The sequence below is a fragment of the Chryseobacterium sp. GTID13 genome (genome assembly GCF_056172655.1).
Map to the genome: position 1 here is coordinate 693,127 of NZ_JAOCMB010000005.1, position 21,918 is coordinate 715,044.

Annotated in this window: 18 protein-coding genes and 2 pseudogenes; 11 read left to right on the forward strand and 9 right to left on the reverse strand. The window is 38.6% G+C overall.

What is annotated here, in order from left to right:
* Nucleotides 1-131: 131 nt before the first annotated feature.
* On the forward strand, nucleotides 132-1,046 hold the full coding sequence (locus N4G44_RS09295) for a dipeptidase (RefSeq protein ID WP_474926203.1): 915 nt from the start codon (nucleotides 132-134) through the stop codon (nucleotides 1,044-1,046).
* Nucleotides 1,047-1,139: 93 nt separating this feature from the next.
* Here the strand turns inward: N4G44_RS09295 and N4G44_RS09300 are convergent, their stop codons facing one another.
* Complete coding sequence (locus N4G44_RS09300; RefSeq protein WP_474926206.1) at nucleotides 1,140-2,684, reverse strand: hypothetical protein; 1,545 nt, start codon at nucleotides 2,682-2,684, stop codon at nucleotides 1,140-1,142.
* A 146-nt stretch (nucleotides 2,685-2,830) separates the two neighbouring features.
* On the opposite strand from N4G44_RS09300, the gene N4G44_RS09305 reads away from it, so the two are divergent.
* The 4 genes from N4G44_RS09305 to leuB are packed head-to-tail and all read left to right on the forward strand — an operon-like array spanning nucleotide 2,831 to nucleotide 7,139.
* Entirely contained in the window at nucleotides 2,831-3,994 is a 1,164-nt protein-coding gene (locus N4G44_RS09305; RefSeq protein WP_474926209.1) for a 2-isopropylmalate synthase, read from the forward strand.
* Between the two features lie 29 nt (nucleotides 3,995-4,023).
* On the forward strand, nucleotides 4,024-5,412 hold the full coding sequence (gene leuC, locus N4G44_RS09310; protein ID WP_474926210.1) for a 3-isopropylmalate dehydratase large subunit: 1,389 nt from the start codon (nucleotides 4,024-4,026) through the stop codon (nucleotides 5,410-5,412).
* A 16-nt stretch (nucleotides 5,413-5,428) separates the two neighbouring features.
* Complete coding sequence (gene leuD / locus N4G44_RS09315; RefSeq protein WP_474926211.1) at nucleotides 5,429-6,034, forward strand: 3-isopropylmalate dehydratase small subunit; 606 nt, start codon at nucleotides 5,429-5,431, stop codon at nucleotides 6,032-6,034.
* Nucleotides 6,015-7,139, forward strand: coding sequence for a 3-isopropylmalate dehydrogenase (leuB, locus tag N4G44_RS09320; RefSeq protein ID WP_474926212.1), 1,125 nt, complete (start codon nucleotides 6,015-6,017; stop codon nucleotides 7,137-7,139). Before leuD ends, leuB begins: the two co-directional genes overlap by 20 nt.
* 302 nt (nucleotides 7,140-7,441) lie before the next feature.
* Here leuB and N4G44_RS09325 read toward each other — a convergent pair whose 3' ends face one another.
* The 6 genes from N4G44_RS09325 to N4G44_RS09350 all read right to left on the reverse strand — a co-directional run bounded on the left by N4G44_RS09325 (nucleotide 7,442) and on the right by N4G44_RS09350 (nucleotide 13,819).
* A complete protein-coding gene (locus tag N4G44_RS09325) occupies nucleotides 7,442-7,624 on the reverse strand; it encodes a hypothetical protein (protein ID WP_048504084.1) in 183 nt (60 codons plus the stop codon).
* Between the two features lie 11 nt (nucleotides 7,625-7,635).
* Nucleotides 7,636-8,241 (reverse strand): DUF4230 domain-containing protein, encoded by a 606-nt coding sequence (locus tag N4G44_RS09330; protein WP_474926214.1) that lies wholly within the window; start codon nucleotides 8,239-8,241, stop codon nucleotides 7,636-7,638.
* A gap of 94 nt (nucleotides 8,242-8,335) precedes the next feature.
* Complete coding sequence (locus tag N4G44_RS09335) at nucleotides 8,336-8,809, reverse strand: thioredoxin (RefSeq protein WP_474926215.1); 474 nt, start codon at nucleotides 8,807-8,809, stop codon at nucleotides 8,336-8,338.
* Between the two features lies 1 nt (nucleotide 8,810).
* Entirely contained in the window at nucleotides 8,811-9,278 is a 468-nt protein-coding gene (locus N4G44_RS09340; RefSeq protein WP_073063272.1) for a pyrophosphohydrolase domain-containing protein, read from the reverse strand.
* A 763-nt stretch (nucleotides 9,279-10,041) separates the two neighbouring features.
* The gene (locus N4G44_RS09345; RefSeq protein WP_474926217.1) at nucleotides 10,042-10,755 is read right to left on the reverse strand and encodes a hypothetical protein; all 714 of its coding nucleotides are present in this window, start codon (nucleotides 10,753-10,755) and stop codon (nucleotides 10,042-10,044) included.
* A gap of 388 nt (nucleotides 10,756-11,143) precedes the next feature.
* Nucleotides 11,144-13,819: a reprolysin-like metallopeptidase gene (locus N4G44_RS09350; protein WP_474926220.1), complete on the reverse strand. Its 2,676-nt coding sequence runs from the start codon at nucleotides 13,817-13,819 to the stop codon at nucleotides 11,144-11,146.
* A 25-nt stretch (nucleotides 13,820-13,844) separates the two neighbouring features.
* Here N4G44_RS09350 and N4G44_RS09355 point away from each other — a divergent pair, with 25 nt between their 5' ends.
* Nucleotides 13,845-14,036, forward strand: a complete 192-nt coding sequence (locus tag N4G44_RS09355) for a hypothetical protein (RefSeq protein WP_474926223.1) — start codon at nucleotides 13,845-13,847, stop codon at nucleotides 14,034-14,036.
* 238 nt (nucleotides 14,037-14,274) lie between these two features.
* Here the strand turns inward: N4G44_RS09355 and N4G44_RS09360 are convergent, their stop codons facing one another.
* Both N4G44_RS09360 and N4G44_RS09365 read right to left on the reverse strand, forming a co-directional pair.
* The gene (locus tag N4G44_RS09360) at nucleotides 14,275-14,772 is read right to left on the reverse strand and encodes a DinB family protein (protein WP_474926226.1); all 498 of its coding nucleotides are present in this window, start codon (nucleotides 14,770-14,772) and stop codon (nucleotides 14,275-14,277) included.
* A 15-nt stretch (nucleotides 14,773-14,787) separates the two neighbouring features.
* Nucleotides 14,788-15,926: pseudogene (locus tag N4G44_RS09365) on the reverse strand (acyl-CoA dehydrogenase family protein).
* A 193-nt stretch (nucleotides 15,927-16,119) separates the two neighbouring features.
* Here N4G44_RS09365 and N4G44_RS09370 point away from each other — a divergent pair.
* The 5 genes and pseudogenes from N4G44_RS09370 to purF all read left to right on the forward strand — a co-directional run bounded on the left by N4G44_RS09370 (nucleotide 16,120) and on the right by purF (nucleotide 21,884).
* Nucleotides 16,120-17,982, forward strand: coding sequence for an endonuclease (locus N4G44_RS09370; protein WP_474926228.1), 1,863 nt, complete (start codon nucleotides 16,120-16,122; stop codon nucleotides 17,980-17,982).
* Between the two features lie 235 nt (nucleotides 17,983-18,217).
* Nucleotides 18,218-18,823 carry a SatD family protein gene (locus N4G44_RS09375; protein ID WP_040995238.1) on the forward strand — a complete coding sequence of 202 codons (606 nt, stop codon included), beginning with the start codon at nucleotides 18,218-18,220 and terminating at the stop codon, nucleotides 18,821-18,823.
* A gap of 2 nt (nucleotides 18,824-18,825) precedes the next feature.
* The gene (locus N4G44_RS09380; RefSeq protein WP_474926232.1) at nucleotides 18,826-19,521 is read left to right on the forward strand and encodes a DUF3307 domain-containing protein; all 696 of its coding nucleotides are present in this window, start codon (nucleotides 18,826-18,828) and stop codon (nucleotides 19,519-19,521) included.
* 49 nt (nucleotides 19,522-19,570) lie between these two features.
* Nucleotides 19,571-20,274 (forward strand): annotated as a pseudogene (gene purC, locus N4G44_RS09385) (phosphoribosylaminoimidazolesuccinocarboxamide synthase).
* A gap of 110 nt (nucleotides 20,275-20,384) precedes the next feature.
* Complete coding sequence (purF, locus tag N4G44_RS09390) at nucleotides 20,385-21,884, forward strand: amidophosphoribosyltransferase (protein WP_474926233.1); 1,500 nt, start codon at nucleotides 20,385-20,387, stop codon at nucleotides 21,882-21,884.
* Nucleotides 21,885-21,918: the final 34 nt, after the last annotated feature.

A 21,918-nucleotide genomic window follows, 5' to 3' on the forward strand; every position in this document is an offset into this window, starting at 1 on the left:
TTTTTCACTTTGCCTTTTACCCGAAAATAGATCAGGATTCAGGCTTTTACAACTGAAATATTGAAGCTCTTTTTTTAAATAATTTTTAATGCATTAGAAAAAAAACAATAAATAATTTACCAATTAATCACATGAATTTTAATATTGATTTACACTGCGATTTATTATGCTATTTACTTGAAGAAGGTTCGGCAATTGGTGATAGGGAATTGGGTTGTTCGCTTCCTTTTTTAAAACAGGGAAACGTGAAGCTTCAGGTAATGGCCATATATTCCGGTACAGGGGGAAACAGTTCTGTGAATGGGATAAAGCAGAGTCAAATATTTTCCGAACTGATAAAAAGCGAAAACTTTTTCTTATTTGAAGGAGAGAATTATAAAAACACTGAAAATATCGATAAAGTAGGGGTTATCGCTTCCATTGAAAATGCCTCAGGATTTTGCAGCGAAGATGATACCCTGGAATCAGGCTTTAAAAACCTGGAAACCATTATTGGGAACACGAAGAAAATTCTTTACCTGGGAATCACTCATCACACAGAAAACCGTTTTGGAGGCGGAAATAATTCCGAAGCCGGACTGAAAGACGATGGAAAAGTCCTGATAGATTATATTGCAGACAGAAAAATTGCTATAGATCTGGCTCATACAAGCGATCAGCTGGCTTATGATATTTTGAATTATATAGATCAGAAAAACTACAGCATTCCCATTCTGGCAAGCCATTCCAATTACCGGAGCATTCAGCATAAGAAAAGAAACCTTCCGGACGAGCTTGCCCAGGAAGTGATTAAAAGAAAAGGCTTGATAGGTCTCAATCTTATAAAGGACTGGCTGGATGACAACAGCCCTGAAAGATTATATGAACATATCCAGCACGGGCTTGATCTGGGTGGGGAAGATGCCATTGCGTACGGCCTGGATTTTTTCATGATAAAGCCCATCCGGACCAATCCCGTTACCCTTTTTTCTTTGAAGGATATGATGATGCTTCAGCATTTAATACGATCAACAGAAGGCTTGAAAAGGATTTTTCAACCGAATTGATGGAGAAGATCAGTCATGGAAATGCCTTGAAGTTTCTGGAAAGAATTTCGATTTAAGGTCTGGTGGCTTCGGGAGCCTCAGCCACCAGACGATTTATTTCTTCCTTTTATACCGTACTTTCTGCTTGATAATCTCAATGACATCCACATTTCTGATCTTGGATTTTACCCAGCCGTGAATATCAATATACAGTAAGGATCTTCTGTAATATTCATTTTTTGAAAACTCTTCCAGTATTTTATCAAATGCTTTAAATGATTCCTGCTGACGGCTTAAAACCAGGTTGTTAATATTTTTAAAGAATTGAATACTTTCAAAATGGAAAGCTTCAGGCTTTTTCATTTTGCGGGCAAATTTCAGCGTTGAATTGATGAATTCATCATAATCTTCATCATTACCTGACTCATATTTGGCCATTAAAATCAGGATACGGGTATGGAAGAGAAGATCCTCCTGAACATTCCCTTTGCATTCAACCACTTTCATGGAATATTCAATGGATTTATCAAACATTTTACTTCCAAAAAACATGGCAGCCACTTTCAGATAAAGGATCATAAAGTGGTGTTCATCAATTCTTTCCCTGAGTTTTTCCATCTTCATTTCAATTTCAGGAATAAGCTTTGTGCCGGTAAAGAATTCACCTTTCACAAAATGGATGTTCATCAGAGTATTGTAATGGGTAAGGAAAATCAAAGCCTGGAGGTTTTCATTCTGGGCAAAATTCTGGGAATTCACCATCGTGTTGAAATTTTCAAAATGCTCTTCCAGAATATCAATATTCCCATATAGGAACAAGATCTTCAGCAGGTAAGTATTTCCCTTGATATACCATACCGGATGGCTAAGGATCATTTCAGGTTTTTTATGAAAAAGATCTACCCATTGATAGGCGTATTTCAGCGTATACTTATAATCCTGAAGCAGCTGGTTTTTCCAGACATGAGCTTTAAAGTACCATAGCTTCTCCGTGAAATTAAGCTTTTCCAGCTTTATTTTTTGAATCTGATCATTAAACAGTTCCAAAACCTTTTCCCGGTCCGCATCATTATTCACATAGCCATGCATCAGCATTTCACTGTACAATTTCAGGGAAAGGTTAGAAAGTTCAGTGGCATAATGATTCTGTTTGCTGATTTCTGTAGATTGCAGGATCAGTTCATCAGCTCTTCCTTTTATACTTCGTGTAATGAACTGGGATTCAATTACTTTTTCAAGGTCTATAATTTCGGAAGCTATACTTTTTTCATCCAGTTCCAGGGCAGACTGCTTTGTTTTATCCAGTATCTTCAAAGCCTGTTTATAAAGCCCTTTCTGATATAGAATGTTCGCAAAATCAAGCTGTTCGCGAAGCTGTATTCTGTAATTCTGATGGCTGGGATTCATGCGGAGGCTCACCAGGATCTGCTTATAAAGGTGGGCCTTCAGGTTGGAAAGCTGCTGTTTGGTTGAAATTTTTTTCTCAATGATGATATGTTCATCATATTCTTTCATTTTGTCGAGCTCCGAAAAAAGGAGCAGGAATTTAGCATCCACATTAATTCCCAGTCGATTGACGTACAGCTTGAACTGACGTTTTTCAGAAGTGGTTAATGACTTGATCAGTACAAACAAAAAATCTTTCTGCAATTCTGCCATTGTAAATTTATAAAATATAATATTTTGATTATCAGATAAATAAAATTGATTTTCCGGTTGTTGAATATTGTAATTTTCAGCCAAAATGGAAATGCAAAAATATTGTAAGCGGTAGTTTTGATCAAAATTAAGTAAAAAAGTTCATTATGAATTCCGAAAAAATTGAAATTTTTGATACTACGCTGAGGGATGGGGAACAGGTTCCCGGATGTAAACTGAATACAAAACAAAAACTGATTATCGCTGAGAAGCTTGATAGTCTAGGGATTGACGTAATTGAAGCCGGTTTTCCAATTTCAAGCCCGGGAGACTTTGAATCTGTTTCAGAGATTTCCAAGCTGGTAAAGAATGCAAAAGTATGCGGATTAACAAGGGCGAATAAAAAAGACATTGATACGGCTGCGGAAGCCCTTAAATATGCAAAAAGACCACGTATCCATACGGGAATAGGCACTTCCGATTCCCATATCCGGTATAAATTCAATTCAACACGGGAAGATATTATTGAACGGGCAACAGAAGCTGTAAGGTATGCAAAAAGTTATGTGGAAGATGTTGAATTTTATGCTGAAGATGCCGGAAGAACGGATAATGCCTACCTGGCAAAAGTTTGTGAAGAAGTCATTAAAGCTGGAGCTACAGTTTTGAATATCCCTGATACAACGGGCTATTGCTTACCTGAAGAGTACGGCCAGAAAATAAAATACCTGAAAGAAAATGTAAAGGGTATTGAAAAAGCAGTTCTTTCATGCCACTGTCACAACGATCTGGGGTTGGCTACAGCCAATTCAATTGCCGGAGCCATCAACGGAGCCCGTCAGATCGAATGCACGATCAACGGGTTAGGAGAAAGAGCCGGAAATACAGCTTTAGAAGAAGTGGTAATGATTTTGAAACAGCATAAAGGCCTGAATTTTCATACGGATATCAATTCAAAGATGCTTAATGAAATGAGCCTTATGGTTTCAGACCTGATGGGAATGCCGGTACAGCCCAACAAAGCTATTGTGGGAGCCAATGCCTTTGCGCACAGCTCGGGAATTCATCAGGATGGGGTGATCAAGAACAGGGAAACTTACGAAATCATTGACCCTGCGGAAGTCGGAGTTAATGCTTCTTCCATTATTCTTACTGCGAGAAGCGGACGTTCGGCTTTGGCCTATAGGTTCAAGCATATCGGTTACGACATCACTAAAAATGAGCTTGATTTCCTGTATCAGGAGTTTTTAAAGATTGCCGACCGGAAGAAAGAAGTGAAAAACGACGATCTCTATATGATCATGGAAACATGCAGCAGAAAAATAGGGTAGTATAGATTAAAAATCAGGTAAAATTGAATATGGACAACATAAAAAAGACACTTTTTGATAAAGTCTGGGATGCCCACGTAGTAGAAACGGTTCCGGACGGACCTCAAATCGTTTATATAGACAAACATCTGATCCATGAGGTTACCAGTCCTCAGGCTTTTGCAGAACTTGAAGCAAGGAATCTTGAAGTTTTCAGACCCAACCGGATCGTAGCGACTGCAGATCATAATGTTCCGACGCTTGACCAGGAAAAACCGATCCGGGACGAGCTTTCGAGAAATCAGGTGGAGCAGCTCACGGTAAACTGCAGAAAAAATAATATTGAATTATTCGGCCTGGGACATCCTTATCAGGGAATTGTACATATTATCGCTCCTGAACTGGGAATTACCCAGCCCGGAATGAGTATCGTATGCGGAGACAGCCATACTTCTACCCACGGTGCTTTCGGGGCTATTGCTTTTGGGATTGGAACCAGCCAGGTAGCGCAGGTTTTTGCAAGCCAGTGTCTTCTGCTGGACAAACCTAAATCCATGAGGATAACAGTTAACGGAAAACTGAATGAAAATGTTCAGCCGAAAGATGTCATTCTATACATTATTTCCAAAATAGGAACCGATGGCGGAACTGGCTACTTCTGTGAATATGCCGGAAATGTTTTTGAAGAAATGTCTATGGAAGGTAGAATGACAGTCTGCAATATGAGTATCGAAATGGGAGCCAGAGGTGGGATGATCGCACCTGACCAGACTACTTTTGATTATGTAAAAGGAAGAACATTTGCCCCTAAAGGTGAAGAATGGACAGAAAAACAAGCCTATTGGCAAACCCTTAAAACGGATGAAGGAGCTGTTTTTGATAAAGAACTTACGTTTGATGCATCACAGATCTTTCCTATGATTACTTACGGAACCAACCCTGGAATGGGAATTTCAGTGAATGAAGTAATTCCTGCTCCGCAAAATGAGTCTGAAGAAAAAGCCCTGCAATATATGGGACTTAAGGCCGGACAGGAGGTTTCAGGTATCGAAGTGAATCATGTTTTCATCGGAAGCTGTACCAATGCCAGGATAGAAGATTTCCGTTCTGCAGCACAGTATATTAAAGGAAAAAATAAATCGGAGAAGGTAAAAGCCTTAATTGTTCCGGGTTCCCAGCAGGTCGTAAAACAGATTTATGAGGAAGGCCTGGATAAAATATTCAGCGATGCAGGATTCCAGATCCGCCAGCCCGGATGTTCAGCGTGTCTGGCCATGAATGACGATAAAATTCCTGAAGGAGAATATTGTGTTTCCACATCCAACAGAAATTTTGAAGGCAGGCAGGGGCAGGGTGCGAGGACAATTCTTGCAAGTCCGCTTACGGCAGCAAAAGCAGCGATAGAAGGTAAGATATCTGCTTTTGAAAGTTTAAACTAAATCTATTAAAAAGTACATGCAAAAATTAGTTGTTTTAAAATCCCGCGCAGTGCCTCTGCCGGCAGAAAATATAGATACAGACCAGATTATCCCGGCAAGATTTCTTAAAAGTATTGACAGAAAAGGTTTTGGAGAGAATCTGTTCAGGGACTGGAGATTCAATATCCATACAGGGGAACCGAATCCGGATTTTGTTTTGAACAATCCTAAATTCAGTGGTGAAATCCTTGTTGCAGGAAACAATTTCGGTTGTGGAAGCAGCCGTGAACATGCCGCCTGGTCTTTAACGGATTATGGTTTTAAAGTCATCATATCAAGCTATTTTGCTGATATTTTTAAAGGAAATGCTTTGAATAACGGACTTCTGCCTGTAAAAGTTTCCGAAGGCTTTTTAAAAGAAATTCTGGAAGGCATTCACGAAAATCCTGATAATGAAATCGCTATTGATGTGGAATTACAATCGGTAAGCTTTAAAGATACAACCGAGACCTTTGAGCTTGATTCCTATAAAAAAATATGCCTGCTGAACGGCTATGACGATATCGACTATTTGATCAGCAAGAAACAGGCAATACAACAATTTGAACAAAAAACACAAAAATATGAGCAACAGTTATTTTAAAATAGCAGTTTTGCCCGGAGACGGGATCGGGCCCGAAGTGGTTGGTGAAAGTGTCAAAGTTTTGGATGCTGTGGCAGAAGTTTTTCAATGCCAGTTCAAGTTTTCCTACGGATTAATGGGGGCTGAAGCTATTTTTAAAACCGGCGATCCTCTTCCGGAAGAAACCTTAAAGATCTGTAAAGATTCGGATGCCGTACTTTTCGGAGCGATCGGAGATCCTGTTTTCGACAATAATCCCGAGGCTAAGGTGAGACCTGAACAGGGATTGCTGAAACTCCGGAAAGAGTTGGGGCTATATGCCAATATCAGACCTTTGAAAACCTATGCTTCACTCATTGATAAAAGTCCGCTGAAAAGAGAAATCATTGAAGGAACGGATATCCAGATCTTCCGTGAGCTGGTAAGCGGTATTTATTTTGGTGAGAAATTTACAGATCCGGATGGTAAATATGCCTATGATATCTGTAAATACAGCACAGAAGAGATTATTCCCATTGCCCATATGGCTTTTAAGGAAGCACAGAAAAGAAAAAAGAAGCTTACTTTGATCGATAAAGCTAATGTTCTGGATACGTCAAGGCTCTGGAGAAAGACCTGCCAGAAAATTGCCCCGCAATACCCTGATGTGCAGCTGGATTATATATTTGTAGATAATGCAGCCATGCAGCTGGTTCTGAATCCAAAACAGTTTGATGTGATCCTGACCGAAAATATGTTCGGGGATATTATTTCTGATGAAGCGAGTGTTATCGGAGGTTCTATCGGGCTTTTACCATCGGCATCGATAGGTGAGGAAAATGCTTTGTTTGAACCTATTCATGGTTCCTATCCTCAGGCAAAAGGAAAGGGAATTGCCAATCCTGTTGCATCCATCCTCAGTACAGCGATGATGCTTGATTATCTTGAACTTCCCGAAGCAGCAGATAAATTGAGAAGGGCAGTGGAGCATGCTATCGAGAACAGATATGTTACTGTGGATCTTAATTCGGAGCAGCATTATTCCACGAGTGAAGTAGGAAGTTTTATTGCAGATTACATTAAATATTCCGAGAAGTCTTATTACAATTTTGAAAATATTAAGATTGGAAAATCTACAATCGTATAGTTTTTAAACAAAAGTTCACATAAATAATAGATTAGTTAGAAAGGTTCTGTCCCATTGGGGCGGAATCTTTCGTTTTTATGCTGTTTGAAACTTAAAAATTAATAATAATTATTTTTTGAACCATTAAGAAAAATTAAGTGTTTAAGGGAAGTTAAGGGAAAATCAAATGATTTTCTTAAGACTTGTGCTTAAAGCGAAGCTCTTCTTAATATTCTTAATAACTTAATAAACCTTAATGGTTTAAACATTTAAAAAGTTGTCAATAAAAAAGGTTCCGTCTTATTTTAGACAGAACCTTTTGTTTATTTCTTAGTATTATCCGTTTTTCCCGATTTGTTTTTTGAAGATTTCTGAACATCTTCCTTATCAATATCAGGGGGATTACTTTTTTCTGATGAAGCAGGAATATTTTGAAAATCCTGGTTCTGCTTTTTTGTTTCTGCACTGTTGGCAGATTCTTTCTTTTTGTTGTCTTTTGAATCCATAGCGTATATTTTTAGAGTCCTAAAACACCGAGCTTGCCGGTTTCATCTTCTATGGTATAATCCAAAGCTTTTGCCAAAACGAAAATATTATTGAGATTTTCAAGTAATTGTTTGTGGCCTTCCGTTCTCAGCTGGTTCTGATTGACGGATTGTATCGCAGTTTCCTTGGCCTTCTGGGTTACATTTTTAATGTCTTTTTCAGAAATCCTGTTGAAAAATGAGTCGTCCAGTGACTGGATCTCAACGCTGGGTGTAATTCTTATTTCCGCATCAGGCAGTTCGGTGATTCTTAACTTTTTGTTGATGGAATCAACCTCTATCTTCATTTTATTAAGATCATAGGAAACCTGAGCATTGGTTTTGGTGTAGGTAATAATGCTGTTGTTTGAAACTTCTTTTCCAAACACCTCATAGCCCATCTTGGTTTTCTGCATGCTGGAAATATCCTGCTCCATAACGACCATTTTATTCATTTTAGAAATCTGGTTGGTCAGGATATAATAGTCTGACTTTTCCGTCTTTCTGCCAGGATTTAAACATGATTTAAGCCCGAAGAACACGATGAGCATAACGAGAATTCCCGCCGCAAATGATATGATTACTTTGTAATTTCTCAATTTTATTTGTTAAAAATTTCTTTGATTACAGAACTGTCGTCTTTTTTCATGATTTCAACCAGATCCCTTTCGATATACCCGGTGGTAGGCATTTCTATGATCCTTCCGATCTCTTTACCGTATTTTTCAACAATAATGGTAGGGACTTTCTGGATGTTATAGCGTACCTCATCTCCGGTAGGGGATTCTTTTTGCGGTTTACGGCAATGATCGTCAATTTATTATCAGGAAATTTCAGCTCTTCCAGGATTTTCATCAGTCTCGGGAAATCCCTGTGGCTGTCTTCACACCATGTTCCCATAAAAACAACCAGGGAATAGGTGTTAAACTTAGCTTTTTTCAGTTCACCGATGGCTTTCTGGTCAATGGCGTATTCGTCATGTTCTTTTACATACCAGTCTGCATACGGAGCTTTTAAGAACTGTTCTTTGAATTGGTTTCCTAAAAGCATTTTACCGTCATTCTGAGTCTCTACCTCACGGTTCATCACTACTTTTTGGGCACTGAACTGCTGGGACACCAGGACAAAGCTTGAAACGGCAACAATATTGGTAATAAATTTCTTCATATTATTTTTCGATAATTGTTTTTAAATCTGCAGGAGAATAGTACTTGTTTTTAAGAACTTTATGGTCTGCTTTTCTGTAGACGTTAAATTTCTCTCCCGATTTTTCATAAAAAGATTCTACTTCTTTTTCTTTATAAAATGCTACAGTTTCCTCTGCCTGCTCTGCATTATCACAAGCTTTAGACATATTGGAACGCTGTACTTCGTTAAATAGCTCTACAAATTTATTGCCAAGTCCGAATTCCAGCACGGCTCCGCTTAAAACATACTGAAGATCACACAGTGCATCGGCAATTTCTACAATATCATTATCGGCAATGGCTTGCTTTAGTTCGTTTAATTCTTCCTGTAAAAGTTCAACTCTCAGGTTGCATCTTTCCTGGGAAGGGATTTGTGGGGTATCTAAAATAGGGGCTTTAAAAGTGGTGTGGAATTCTGCTACCTGGTTCAGACTATCAATTTTATCCATGAATTTTATTATTTACAGCAAAGATAGAAAACGAATTTGAAAATTTTGTCATGCACTTACATATCTGTCCCGATAAAAATTAAATAATGCTTTTTAAAAAAAGCTTTCTACGAAAAATCCACAGCTTGAACCGTGGATTATATTTTAAAATTCTGAAATGATAATAATGATAATTTTGAACCTTTAATTTGAACCATTAAGGATTATTAAGTTTTTAAGGATATTAAGATGAGCTTCGCTATTTTAAGGATGCACTTGAAAGACCATCTTGATTTTTCTTAATTTACCTTAATCCCTTCACTTCTCTTAATGGTTTAAGAATAAATATAAGCAGTTATTCCAATTCTTCATATTTCCAGACACCGGAAATGTTTAAAAGAGTCAATCCCGGCTGCCATTCCCCGTAACTGAATACGCAGAAGTATTTTGAGTGACAATTCTGACAGTCTGTTCCAAAATATAACGTAGGTAAATCTTTTACGGTTAACTCTCCGAGATATGATATTCTACGGGAGGTTTCAGTAACGATTTTGTTTTCCAGTAATTGTTTTTTTGACAATACCTGATCATTATTGTAAATCTGAAAAATAGGGAACCCTGATTGATAAGGAAAGATTTCAATGGAATTCTCCTGACCGCAATCACAACATACGAATTGGGTTACAGCTGCCGGGATGATTTCATCATTGCTGAAATGGTTTTGGGCAAGGGCTGCCTGCCTGATGAGTTTTATTTTTTTGATATAGAATACATCTGAGTTTATTTATTGCTGAATCACTGTGCCTACCTGGTTATTGTATTTTCCGCTCGGGCTCTTTTTGATGGTAATCTTTACATATCCTTCCTGTGCCAGTTTATTCCATGTTTTCTGATAACCTGTTGTCACATCAATCGGGATTTTCCACATCGTCTGTTTTCCTCCGCCAATCTGGTTAAACCAGGGAATCACATCTGCCGTTTGAGATTTGAAAGGTAGTAAATTATTCAAAACATCTATTTCGTAATAGAAATCATATTTGTTCTCGGGCTGGTTTAGTGCTCTTTGGGAGAAAGTGTACACATATCCATTGATGATCGGGCTTGTAAAGCTACCGCCTAACGTAGGGACACCCGTTCCGTCATAGCTGCCAACAGCCCCGCTATACCTGTCGAATTTTTGTCCTGCCTGAAACGGAACATCATCAACGATATTGTATCCGCCATTGGCAGGAGGCCAGCCGCCATTGAGATTATTGGCATTAAAAAGCGCTTCAAGCTCGCTCCATTTTCCCTGTTTGTATAAATCAAACGCCTGATTTCTGATAGCCTGGCTAACCGTTCCGGCCGGATCATAGGTTAAAGCGAATTCATCTGCGTTTTTATAGAATACATGGGTAACGACTCCCGTGGGGTTTTCGGTTTCTTCATTGTCTGAACTACAGCCAACTGAAAAGAATACGGTTGTCAGTAAAAAGAGGTACTTCAATAAATGTTTCATGGTAAAAGTTTTTATGGTTATTTTTTTAAGCTGTTTTTTTGGTTTATGAAATAGGCTTATCTCAACAATGATCATTGCAGAATTTTTTAAGAAATAAAAATTAAAAAGAGAGGCTTATATGTATGAGTGTGTGAGTTGAAGATCTGGTATCAGAATGCATCAAGCCTGATCGGGTAACAGTACAAAAATATTTGAATGATAAATTTAAATTAAAAATTTCAAATTTTAGTTGATTTTATTTAAATAATTAATTATGATTAAATTTTAAACATTAATGAGATGGTTTTAAAAGCTAATTTATATTATTGATATATATGACAATCTTAAAATCATTGGCATAAAAAAGACTGCCCGAAGGCAGTCTTCCAAAGTGTTGACTAAATGGTTATTAATTTTTAATAAATCTCTTGGCAGTTTCTCCAACCTGGATCATATAAGCTCCTTTGATAAGTCCGCTTACATTAACGCTGCCTCTTTCAAGTTTTCCTGAATTGATTAGTTTTCCACCCATATCGAAGATTTTATAATCTTCTGATGTTGCGTTTGAAATATGTAATACATCTCTTGCCGGATTTGGGAATAACTTGATATCAGTGATCAGATCCTTGGTATCCGTAAGTTCTCCTCTTCCTGAAGAAACAATATTCAGGGTATAATCCTCAACCTGTCCATAAGTGTAGGCTTCACATGAAGAAGTAGGAACAGAGCTGTACTTCATCATGACTCTCATTCTTGTAGAGCCTGTAGTAGCAGTCGCAGGGATAGTGATGCTTCCTGTTACAGGGGTAGTGGTGGAACCTGCTTTAGACCATGCTAGTTCTCCGCTGTCTGCAAAGTCACCGTCACCGTTATAATCAATATATACCGCATAAGCTTCGCTGTAAACCGTTGAAGTCCATGTTGGAGTTATGGAGATGGTGTAAGCGCTTCCTTTTGTTACGTTGGTAGAAATCGAAGTGAAGTTCTCATAACCTGCTGTTCCTGTTGAAGTGTTATTGATGGTTCCGAATTTCACATTTCCGATTCTTTCATCTGCTGTATTGCTTGCAGAAGAAGAGCAGTAAGTTACCGTACCTCCTGAAAGAGTGGTAACGCTTACTGTATTGCTTGAAGGAGAAACGTTTCCTGCTGCATCTTTAGACTTCACAGTGAAGCTGTAAGTGGTTGCAGGAGTTAAACTTGTTACGGTATAAGTAGTTGATGCTGTACTTCCAATCACGGATCCGTTCATGTATACATCATATCCTGTAACGCCTACGTTGTCTGTAGCTCCGCTCCAGGAAAGGTTAGTGCTGGTGGCTGTAGTTCCGGAAGCTGCAAGGGTAGGGGCTGTAGGTGCTACGGTATCTGTACCTCCGCTGCCTGCATTTACTGTGATATTGGCATTATTTACATCAAAGAAGATGTGGTTTGAGCCTTTTACCATAATTCTTCCTGTTGTTGTGGATGAATTTGGAATGGTTACAGCCTGTGTTCCATCGTTTGGAGTTCCTGCAAGAAGGGTAGTCCATGTATTTCCACCGTCAGTTGACCATAAAATGTCTACATTGGCAGCATTCACACCATTGGCGGTTGTTCCGGCCACATTCCATGTTACGGTTTGTGAGGTTCCTCCCGTGTAGGTAGTTGCAGAGTTTTGTGAAGAAACACTGAAAGGTCCTGCTGTTCCGTTTACTGTAATTAAAGCATCGTCGGAATTATTTCCTGAACCTCCGGCTCTGTTATCACGTACTGTAAATCTGAAATTTAATGATCTGGCTACGTTGGAAAGTGCTTCAACTGTGATCTCTGATCCCGCTGTAGTTGTAGCTCCTGCCAGGATAGATGCCATTCTCGGGAAATATCTTGTAGGAGAAGTTGTAGGAGTCCATGATCTGAAAGTTGGACCTGATGCTTTGGTAGCACTGGCTGCCGAGCTTGCTCCGGTTTGGGATGATGAAGCGTTGTCCATCTGCTCCCAGATGTAGGTTAATGAATCTCCGTTGGCATCGGTTCCTGTTCCTGTAAGCATGAAAGGTGTGCCTTTAGGAATCGTATAATCAAGGCCGGCATTGGCTGTAGGAATGGCATTTCCTGTAGAAGTGCTTACCGGGCATGTTTTAGCTTTAATATTATTGGTGATCTGCTGGATGCTTATCGCATGGAAAAACGCATCGGAATGAGGCTGGATATCCTGAGAAGTAATCCCTGCATACCCCATAATGGTTGATCCTGAGCCCGGTTCCATATTAGCGCCGGTTCCCTCGTTATTCATAGAGAAGGTGTGGTTTCCTCCAAATTGATGCCCCATTTCGTGGGCAACATAATCGATATCGAAGTTATCTCCCGAAGGAATAGCATCTGCCGGTGAAGTATATCCGCTTCCTTTTGAGCCGTTTGTACAAACACATCCGATGCATCCTGCGTTTCCACCACCTCCTGAAGCTCCGAATAAGTGTCCTATATCATAATTGGCTTCTCCGATTACGGAAGTAAGCGTACTTTGAAGCTGTGAGTTCCAGTTGCTCATTCCTGAAGCTGGAGAATATGGATCTGTAGAGGAGTCGGTATAAATTACAGCATCATTATTGGAGATAAGAACCATTCTTGCTGCAAAATCTTTTTCAAAAACACCATTTACACGGGTCATTGTATTGTTGATGGCAGCAAGAGCATTTGCTTTAGTGCCTCCAAAATACGTTGTATATTCTCCGGTAGTTGAAAGAGCGAGTCTGAATGTTCTCAGCTTGGCATCGTCTGCATTGGGTCTGGCAGCAAGGGTGTTATTGGGTACCCCTTTTTGGGCTACATCGATAACCGTACATTCGAATTTATTAAGATTGTCTTTCTTGTCGGATTTTCTGTATACTACATAAGAAGAGAGATCCTTGGTGTAAGGCTCAATAAAAACAGCAGATTTATCTCCATAGATTTCCATAGAGGAAAGGCCAAGTGAGGAGATACTGAAATAAACGGTTGAATTAGAGTCGGTAAGGCCTTCGCCTACGTAAGATTTGATATCCGGATACTTTGCGGCAAGCTGAGGATCAAAGTTTGAATTTTCTCTTACTTTAAAGTTTTCCATCTTTCCTTCAGAATTAGGAAAAGAAATGATGATTTCTGATTTTTCTCCCGGAGCAAGTCTTTTCGGAGCCTTGGCGAGAGCGTTTTTCAGTCCTTCGAAATCTAAGCTGAAGATTTTCGGATTGTTGATTTGGGTTTTGTTTTCAAAAACGTTTGAAGGTGCTTTTTTGAACCTTCACTCCAGAGACGGTCAGTCTGCGCGAAAGAAATGCCTGTAATAAGAAGCATCCCAATCATGGATAATTGTTTCTTCATATGAAATTTTATTTTGATTGTGGAATATCAAAGCTAATAAAAAAATTATTACGAAAAACAAAATTTTTTAAGAAAATTTTAGAACATTCGTTCAGTTTATTATATAATGCATTGCATATAATTTAAAATGTATTATCTCAAAAAAGAAAATAGCATACGCAAAATACGTATGCTATTCACTTATCTGAATATAAGTCTAATTTACATCTGGTCGTCAGCAGTAGGTCCGTATAAACCGGGTACTGTATTACCTGTTGCTCTCAGATAAACAATCAACTCACCTCTGTGGTGGTATAAGTGATTGTATAAAAAAGAACGGATCACCTGGATCTTCGGCATAGGAGGGAAAAGTGAATTTCCACCCATTTCCATTTTCCATTCGTTAAAATAGTGGTCTTCATTTGAATTTTCTATAACTTTCTGTGCCTTGGCTACATTTTCTTCAAATTTTGCTACAATATTTTCAGCTTTGGAAATATCACCTTTATCATACTGGTACGTTCCCATATCGAAAACATCCTGATTGAAAGTAGGGTTATACCAATTATATACTTCTGCAATATGAGAAGCCAATTGTCCGGTAGTCCAGTTTTTTTCAGAGGGTTTCCAGTTTAAAGCATTATCCGGGATTGCTTTTAAAAGTTTTCTTGTGCTTTCTGCTTCATGCAGAAATTCACCTAAGAGGGCCTGTTTAATCATTTGTGTGTATTTAAATTATTTTGTAATGTCTCTTCCTATTACCAGTCTCTGGATTTCTGAAGTTCCTTCACCGATCGTACATAATTTGGAGTCTCTGTAGAATTTCTCAGCAGGGAAGTCTTTGGTATATCCGTAGCCTCCGAAGATCTGAACGGCATTGTTGGAAATTCTTACACATGCTTCAGAAGCGTACAATTTTGCCATTGCGCCTTCTTTAGTCATTTTTTGCTTGGCGTTTTTCAGAGTTGAAGCTCTCTGGATCAGAAGTTCAGCGGCATCAATTTCAGTGGCCATATCAGCAAGCATAAAGTTGATAGCCTGGAATTCAGCGATTGCTTTTCCGAACTGGTGTCTTTCCTTAGCATATTTTAAAGCAGCTTTGTAAGCTCCTCTTGCAGTACCTAAACTTAAAGCTGCGATAGAAATTCTTCCTCCGTCCAGGATTTTCATTGCCTGCTTGAAACCTTCTCCTACTTCCCCTAAACGGTGTGAATCCGGTACACGAACATTATCGAAAATAAGTTCGGCAGTTTCGGAAGCACGCATTCCCAGTTTGTTTTCTTTCTTTCCGGAAGTAAAGCCTGGCATTCCTTTTTCCAGAACGAAAGCAGTTGAATTATTTTTAGCTCCTATTTCGCCTGTTCTTGTCATTACCACGGCAATATCTCCTGAAATAGCATGAGTAATGAAGTTTTTAGCACCGTTAATAACCCATTCGTCACCGTCTTTAACGGCAGTGGTAGACATACCTCCCGAATCGGAACCTGTATTGTGCTCTGTAAGACCCCACGCTCCGATCACTTTTCCTGAAGCAAGCTGCGGAAGCCATTTATTTCTCTGGTCTTCATTTCCAAACTCGTAAATATGGTTGGTGCACAGTGAATTGTGTGCAGCTACAGAAAGACCAATAGACGGATCTACCTGAGATATTTCGTCCAGAATAGTAACATATTCATGATAGCCTAAACCGGAACCTCCGTACTGCTCAGGAACTACAATTCCCATAAATCCCATTTCCCCAGTTGGTGAAAAAGATCTTTTGGAAACGTCTGGCTTTCGTCCCACTCCATAATATTCGGTCTGATGTTTTTTTCAGCAAATTCTCTTGCTGTTTCAGCTATCATTTTAATGTTGTCAATAGTCTCTGTGTTCATATAGATAAAATAGTTAGTTCCCAAAGATAATTAAATTGATGGAAAGCCAAAAATAATTATTCAGCTTATGGTACCGATTACGCAAGATTTTAATAATCAATTTTTTATATTTTAACAATTAATGATTTTTTAATAAAAATTTCAGAACTTTAAGTGTTTTAATTTACTATTTTAGCCACCCAATTTTTAAGGAATGAAAAAATTTTTACTGCCTATTATTTTAATTGCATCTTTTGTTTCGGCCCAGGCTCCTGCGGGATACTATGACGGAACGACCGGACTTACAGGCTATGCACTGAAATCGAAATTGCATGATATTATTTCAGAAAAGAACATTAACTGGAATTATGGTGATCTGCCTAATCTTTATAACCAGACGGATTTAGATAAATATTATGATCATGGGCCGGGTAATACAACAATATTACTTGATATTTATTCGGAAATTCCTAGCGGGGCTGATGCTTATGAATATACATCGGCTAATTTAATAAGTACTTCGGGAGCTGAAGGTCTGGGATACAACAGGGAACATGCTGTACCGCAGAGTACTTTTAACAGTGATTATCCCATGTATTCAGATCTGCATTTTGTGATTCCTACGGATGCCAGAATCAACCAGCTTAGAAATAATTATCCTTACGGTGTTGGGAATTCCACGGTTCATTATACTTTTACAAACTCATCTAAAATTGCCAATAGTGCTATTCCTAATTATGTTTATACCAACAGGGTTTATGAGCCTGTTAATGAATTTAAAGGAGATATCGCGAGGATGCTGCTCTATTTTGCGGTAAGATATGAAGGTAAATTGCCTTCTTTTAATTACTCCACAAATATTAATCCTGCGATAGACCGGTCTCCACTTGACGGAACCGCAGAACGCGCTTTTGATCCGGCTTATATTTCGATGCTCCTGCAATGGCATCTTCAGGATCCTGTATCTCAAAGGGAAATTGACCGGAATAATGCCATATATGCCATTCAAAACAACAGGAACCCTTTTATTGACAATCCTCAATGGGTGAATGCTATCTGGGTGCAGACGCCTGATGCTGTAGCACCACAGGTTCCTTTAAACTTAAATTCTACCCAATCCGGAGCTTATTATACCAATCTGGCATGGTCGCCAAGCACAAGTTCAGATGTTATCGGGTATAATATTTACCAGAATGGAATTCTTATAGCTACAACAAAATCTACATCTGTAGTTATCGATCATCTGCAGCCTTCCACCTCTTATTCATTTACAGTGAAAGCATATGACCAGGGTTATCTGCAGTCGGCTGACAGTAATACCGTTACAGTGACCACGTTAGCCACAGATACAAACTCTAAAGATCTTTTTATCATTAAGTATATTGAAGGGACAGGAAATAATAAGGCTTTGGAAATTGTAAACAAGACAGGGCATGAGGTGGATCTGAACAATTACAGCGTAAGAGTTCAGTATTACAACAGTTCAAGCAATTCCTATTATTATGGAAACAGTTTTGAGCTTGAAGGGAAAATACCGAACAATGAAAATTTTGTCGTCCTGAATCCTAAAGCAGCCTTATCATGTTATACGAATAATGATGCACGTTTCCTTACAGCAGGTGATGCTCTGACTTTTTCAGGGACGCAGTACGTAGAGCTGATCTATAAGTCAGCGACGGTGGATGCTGTAGGAAGTAAGTTTGTCAGCAATTCGTACGGAGATGTTTCCCTTTACAGAAAAAATACCGTTACACAGCCTAATGCAACATTTAGTATTGGTGAGTGGGATTCGTACGGAGTTAATTACTGTCAGAATTTAGGAACTCTTTCTGCCACAGATATTATTTTAGCAGGAAATGATATTAAAATTTATCCCAATCCAGCTTATGACAATATTTTTGTGAGTGGTAAAGCTGAAAGTATAAAATCAGCTCAGGTTTTAGACTTTTCCGGAAAATTGATCTATTCTGAACAGAATCCTTTTAAAAACAAGAATAATATTTCGGTACAGGACCTTTCATCTGGCGTATATCTTCTAAATCTTGATGATAAAACCTATCAGTTTATCAAGAAATAAAAATATACCAGCCGTCATTGCGAGCGCAGCGAAGCAATCTTTACTTGCTTAATGTAAAGAAGTGTTTGGGATTGCTTCGCTGCGCTCACAATGACATAAAAGAAAAAGTCGTTTTTGTCAGCATTTTCGCCTGAACAACGCATCATTGATATAAGCAGATTCACTAATAATCAATATCTATAAGTGTTTCTGCTTATATTTTTTATTTATAAGTAATTATGCTTATATTTGCACAATGATAGCGGTTATCACCGGTGATATTATAAATTCACAGCATGCAGACACAGAAGTTTGGATCACCAGACTCAAGAATCTCCTGGAAAACTGGGGAAGTTCACCGCTCGCATGGGAAATCTACAGAGGAGACGAATTTCAGTTCAAATGTAATATAGATGAAGTATTCTGGCGTTTTCTAGCCATTAAGTCACTTATAAGAAGTCAGGAAAATTTAGATGTGAGAATTGCCATAGGCATCGGGGAGGAAAATTTTTCCTCTGAAAAAATTACCGAATCCAACGGAACAGCTTACGTGTATTCCGGAAGGTTGCTGAATGACTTGAAAAGTGACGGCCACACCGTTTCGATAAAAACCTCAAATGAAGCTGTAGACCGGGATTTGAATATCCTTCTGAAATGGTCTTCAAAGGATTTTGACAGCTGGACGGTAGCTACCGCAGAAATCATCCATGAAATGATCATGAACCGGGATATCACACAGGAAGATCTCGCCAAGAAATTTGCTATTTCACAGTCCTCTGTAAGCCAGAGACTGAAACGCGCCAACTACGACCTTATCGTAGAAACCAACCAGTATTTTAAAAAGAAAATCTCAGAACTGTAAGCATGATCTTTATTAAACTCATATTGGCACATTTACTCGGAGATTTTATTCTTCAGCCAAATTCATGGGTTGCAGATAAGGAGCGCCGTAAACTGAAAAGCCCGTATTTATACCTTCACGTTCTGATCCATACTGTTTTAAGTTTCATTTTTCTATGGAATATAGATCTGTGGTGGGTTGCATTGCTTGTCGGGGGCACTCATTTTATTATTGATGCTTCAAAACTGATCTTCCAGACTGTAAAAAATAAAAAAAGATGGTTTTTTATTGATCAGCTGCTGCATATTCTTGTGATTGCCGGAATTTCATTCTATTACAAGGAATTCAGTTTTGAATTCCTGCAGAATCAGGAAGTTTTAAAAGTAGTGATGGCTGCATTGTTCCTTACGACGCCGGCTTCAATTTTCATCAGGATACTATTGTCTTCATGGACTCCGGTTCCGGAGACCCAAAGCAGTTTACAGACCGAATCTCTTTCGAGTGCCGGAAAATATATAGGAATTTTGGAACGCCTTCTTGTTTTCACTTTTATTATGGTGAATCACTGGGAAGGGGTAGGCTTTATGGTGGCTGCCAAATCGGTTTTCAGATTCAGTGATCTGGCACAGGCCAAACAGCGGAAACTGACGGAATATGTACTGATCGGTACGCTCCTGAGTTTCGGATTGGCGGTTTTAACAGGAATTTTAATTAAGTAATTATAAAATAAATCTAACTAATACGAATTTAGAAATGGAAAAGAAAGAAATGTTGTACGAAGGTAAGGCAAAACAGGTATTTGCTACCGATAATCCTAACGAAGTGGTGGTACGTTTCAAAGACGACGCTACAGCATTTAATGCTCAGAAAAGAGGATCTGTGGATCTGAAAGGTGAAATGAACAACGCCATCACCACTCTTATTTTCGAATATTTAAATGGAAAAGGGATTAAAACTCATTTCATTAAACAATTGAACGAAAGAGAGCAACTGGTAAAAAAGTATCCATCATTCCACTGGAAATGGTTGTAAGAAACTATTCTGCAGGAAGTATGGCTCAAAGACTAGGAGTGGAGGAAGGAATTAAATCTCCGGTTACCATCTTCGATATCTGCTACAAAAAAGACGAGTTGGGAGATCCGCTTATCAATGATCACCATGCTGTTTTCTTAGGAGCAGCCACTTATGAAGAGCTTGATGAAATGTATGAGCTTACCTCTGATATCAACGAAATCCTTATCGATCTTTTTGATAAAATGAATATCATCCTTGTTGATTTCAAAATTGAATTAGGAAAAACGGCAGACGGCGAAATTATCCTTGCCGACGAAATTTCTCCTGATACCTGCAGACTTTGGGATAAAGATACCATGAAAAAGCTTGATAAAGACAGATTCAGAAGAGACTTGGGTGAAGTTACCGAGGCTTATGTGGAAATCTATAACCGTCTTAAAGCGCTTCTTCAGAAGTAAGATTTTTAGATAAAAAATTAGATGTTAAGTTTTTGTATTTAACATAATATTTAATTTTTCATCTAATTTAAAAATCTATCAAAATAAAATCTAGATTAGAAAAAATAGAAATGAAAAGTTTAGACATTCATAAAAGTGAATATTTAAAACAATTTGAAACTCAAACCTACGGAAGAAACCTTTTCAGAACGCAGGAAGAAGAGAGACTGGACGCTCCGAATGAAGAGTGCGGTATCTTCGGAATGTACTCTGATGATGATCTGGATACGTTTTCTCTTTCGCAGTTCGGGCTTTTTGCGTTACAGCACAGAGGCCAGGAAGCATGTGGTATTTCTGTTTTAAAGAACGGGAAAATCACCAATATGAAAGATGAAGGTTTGGTTTTGGATGTTTATAAAGAGATCTCTGATCCTGAAACTTTTATGGGAAATTCTGCAATCGGGCATACCCGATATACCACTGCAGGAGACAAAAAGAAGTATAATTTCCAGCCATTTTTCGCGAAAAACGAATATGACCAGATTATCCTTTCTATAGCGCATAACGGTAACCTTACCAATGCAAAAGAATTAAAAGCCGAATTGGAAGCTGAAGGCGTAGTTTTCAGAGCTACTTCCGATTCTGAGGTTATTTTAAGATTAATCCAGAAAAATCTTGATTTGGGTCTTCGTGGAGCAATCAAAGCAACAATGGAGAAAATTGAAGGAGCCTATTCAGTGGTGGGAATGACGAGAAATAAATTCTTTGCATTCAGAGATTTCAACGGAATCAGACCTTTAGTTTTGGGAGCAATCAACGAGAATTCTTACGTTGTGGCCTCCGAATCTGTTGCCCTTGATGCTGTAGGAGCTCAGTATGTTCGCGACATCCTTCCGGGAGAGATCATTTATACCAATGAAAACGAACCCGGAAAACTTAATTCCTATATGGTGAATGAAGAAAAAGGAAAGCAGAGGATCTGTTCTTTCGAATATATTTATTTTGCCAGACCGGACTCTACCTTAGAAAACATCAATGTATATGAGATCAGGGAGAAATCCGGTGAAAAGATCTGGGAACAGGCTCCTGTAGATGCCGATGTGGTAATTGGTGTCCCTGATTCAGGAGTTCCGGCTGCCATAGGCTTCTCTAAAGCTTCAGGAATCCCTTTCCGTCCGGTTCTGATCAAAAACAGGTATATCGGGAGAAGCTTCATTGTTCCTACACAGGAAATGAGAGAAAGAGTAGTAAATCTTAAGCTTAACCCTATTATTTCCGAGATCAAAGACAAAAGAGTAGTGATCATCGATGACTCTATCGTAAGAGGAACCACTTCCAAGCGATTGGTGAAAATTCTGAAAGATGCGGGCGTAAAAGAGATCCATTTCAGAAGTGTTTCTCCACCTATCATTGCGCCTTGCTATTTAGGTATTGATACGCCTTCAAAGGATGATCTTATTTCGGCAAATATGACTACGGAACAGCTTAGAGATTATCTGGGGGTAGATTCATTGGAATTTTTAAGCACAGACAACCTGAAAGAAATTTTAGGGTCTTCCAACCACTGCTTCGGATGTTTTACAGAAGAATATCCTGTAGGAAAAGGAGAGGAGATAGAATTGTTCAATTAATAATTCACTGACATAAAATAAAAGAGCCGGGCTT